This window comes from Corynebacterium sp. HMSC066C02, from assembly GCF_001814945.1.
GTDB classification, from domain to species: Bacteria; Actinomycetota; Actinomycetes; order Mycobacteriales; family Mycobacteriaceae; genus Corynebacterium; species Corynebacterium aurimucosum.
Genome location: NZ_KV818456.1, coordinates 1 through 474 on the forward strand (window position 1 = coordinate 1; position 474 = coordinate 474).

Annotated in this window: 2 protein-coding genes; both read right to left on the reverse strand. The window is 54.0% G+C overall.

From position 1 onward, the window contains the following. On the reverse strand, positions 1–255 hold a 255-nt coding region (locus HMPREF2996_RS07635; protein WP_305764457.1), incomplete at its 3' end, for an rRNA adenine N-6-methyltransferase family protein. A gap of 99 nt (positions 256–354) precedes the next feature. Then, positions 355–420 (reverse strand): erythromycin resistance leader peptide, encoded by a 66-nt coding sequence (locus tag HMPREF2996_RS13110; RefSeq protein ID WP_071569110.1) that lies wholly within the window; start codon positions 418–420, stop codon positions 355–357. Positions 421–474 lie beyond the last annotated feature (54 nt).

Genomic DNA, 474 nt, shown 5'->3' on the forward strand with positions numbered 1-474 from the left:
ATCATCATGGACCACTTCGACCGCCGCCGAGGAGGTTTCTTGTGTGATTTTGGCAGCTAGTTTTGCGTCCACTTCAACTGCCGTTATCGCCCTCCCCAAGTGGGCCATCGGGTGAGTGAGGGCACCGCTTCCTGGTCCGATCTCAATGATGGGGCCGGAGGTTTGTTTCACAAGGTCGATGATGGAGTTGATGATCTTGTGGTTGGTGAGAAAATTTTGGCCATGCTCGTGACGGCCGTGTCCGTATGCAGACATCAGGTGTGCTCCTTGGATTTGAAAGGGAGCCGGGCATGACAAATAGCCGCCCGGCTAAAGGACCGGAGCGGTTTTTAACCTACGGGGTAGGAAACCGCCTTAGCGGTTGGTGCGCAACCGCAAGAAAGCGGTACCTGAAATCAACATGGGTCTAATTATATCCATTTAAATTCGCGGGTGCCTCAGGGACAGTGATGTCTTCCTTGGCGGCGGTCTGGT